3 protein-coding genes are annotated in these 1,622 nt (G+C 76.1%); 1 reads left to right on the top strand and 2 read right to left on the bottom strand.

Annotated elements, in window-relative coordinates; genetic code table 11:
- Both FDZ70_10335 and FDZ70_10330 read right to left on the bottom strand, forming a co-directional pair.
- Positions 1 to 443: M48 family metallopeptidase (locus FDZ70_10335; GenBank protein ID TLM66757.1), on the bottom strand; the 443-nt coding region annotated here is incomplete at its 3' end.
- Complete coding sequence (locus FDZ70_10330; protein TLM66756.1) at positions 317 to 1,351, bottom strand: hypothetical protein; 1,035 nt, start codon at positions 1,349 to 1,351, stop codon at positions 317 to 319. The genes FDZ70_10335 and FDZ70_10330, both read right to left, overlap by 127 nt.
- On the opposite strand from FDZ70_10330, the gene FDZ70_10325 reads away from it, so the two are divergent.
- Positions 1,254 to 1,622, top strand: a 369-nt coding sequence (locus FDZ70_10325) for a 23S rRNA (guanine(2445)-N(2))/(guanine(2069)-N(7))-methyltransferase (protein TLM66755.1), incomplete at its 3' end; no start/stop codon positions are given. The genes FDZ70_10330 and FDZ70_10325 overlap by 98 nt on opposite strands.

Here is a 1,622-nt window from a genome sequence, read left to right as displayed (position 1 = left end):
CCGGGCGCGTGGCGGTAGTCGACGCCCCACGCTTCGCCGGTCGCCGCGAACGTCCCCGTGTCGGGCAGCATCGCCTCGACCCCGCCCGCGAAGACCGCCCGGCGCTGGGCCGTCTCCGTCAGCCGCCGCTCGAGCCAACCGGCGTGGGCTCGCAGCGCCCGCTCGATCACCGCGCGAGACACGCGCGGTGGGGTGGTGATCACGACGCCCTCGCGCTCGGTGACCCGGATGCGAACGTTGCGGGCGCGCGGGTCGTGGCGCACCACGTGCGCGGGCACACCGTCCGAGGCGGGCTCGATCGTGACGCGGACCGCGCTCACGCGCGCTCCCCGCCATCGCGCACGATGCGCCGGCAGACGTGGATGCGCGGCGTGCGCGCGAAGTCCGGCGGGACGGTCTCCGCGGTGATGTCGGCCTCCGAGAAGCCCGCGGGCGGCTGCCACTCCATGCGGAACGAGCGCAGGTTCGTCGAGAAGTACAGCGTGCCGCCCGGGGCGAGCAGCCGCGCGCAGCCGTCGAGGGGCGCGACGTGGTCGCGCTGGACGTCGAGCGTGCCTTCCATGCGCTTCGACGACGAGAACGCCGGCGGGTCGCAGACGATGAGGTCGTAGGCGCGGCCCGGCGCGCTCCCGGCCGCGAGCCAGGCGAGCACGTCCGCTCGCTCGAGGCGGTGCGGCGTGCCGTCCCCGCACGCGATGCCGTTCGCCTCGAGGTTGCGCCGCGCCCAATCGAGGTAGGTAGCCGAGAGGTCCACGGTGAGCGTCTGGGCCGCCCCACCCGCGGCCGCGTGAACGGTGAACGCGCCCGTGTAGCCGAACAGGTTGAGGAAGCGCGCGCCGGCCGCCTCTGCACGCACCCGCAGGCGCAGCGGGCGGTGGTCGAGGAACAGGCCCGTGTCGACGTGGTCGGTGAGGTTGACCAGCAGCAGCGAGCCGCCCTCGGCCACGGTGTGGAAGACGCCCGTCTCGGCGAGCGTGCCGTAGCGGGCGCCGCCCTTCCCGCGCCGGCGGACCTTCACCGCGACGTCTTCGGTAGCCACGCCGAGCACGTCCGGGAGCGATGCGAGCGCCGCGTCGAGCCGCGCCTCCGCGACCGCCGGGTCCACGCTGCGCGGCGCCTCGTACTCCGCGACGTGCGCCCAGGTCCGGCCCTCGTCGGGGCCCGCGCCGGCGTACAGGTCCACGGCAAGGGCGAAGTCCGGCAGGTCGGCGTCGTAGACCCGGAAGCAGGTCACGCCCTCCCGCCGCGCCCACTTGCGCAGGTGGCGCAGGTTCTTGCCGAGGCGGTTCGAGGTGCGTGACGTGGGCGAGGCAGCCCCGCCGGCCCCCGGGGGCGGGGGGCTGCTGCTCACGAACCCGCCGTACGGCGAGCGGCTCGCCGGGTCGCGCGAACTGTACGAGGCGCTCGGCGAGACGCTGCGCGCGCGGTTCCGCGGCTGGCGCGCGGCGGTGCTGTGTGCGGACGAGGCGCTCGCGGGGGCGGTCGGCGTGCGGTGGTCGCGGGGGCATGCGCTCAAGAACGGCGCGCTCGACGTCGCGCTGCACGTGGGCACGGTGCCGCGGGACGGGGTGGCTCCAGCCCGTTCCGCCGCCACCGCGGCGCCCGCCGCCGATGCCTCGGAG

The sequence above is a fragment of the Actinomycetota bacterium genome (genome assembly GCA_005774595.1).
In the GTDB taxonomy this organism is placed as follows: domain Bacteria; phylum Actinomycetota; class Coriobacteriia; order Anaerosomatales; family D1FN1-002; genus D1FN1-002.
The sequence above is the reverse complement of the archived record's forward strand: the minus strand, read 5'-3'. Positions and strand labels throughout refer to the sequence as shown.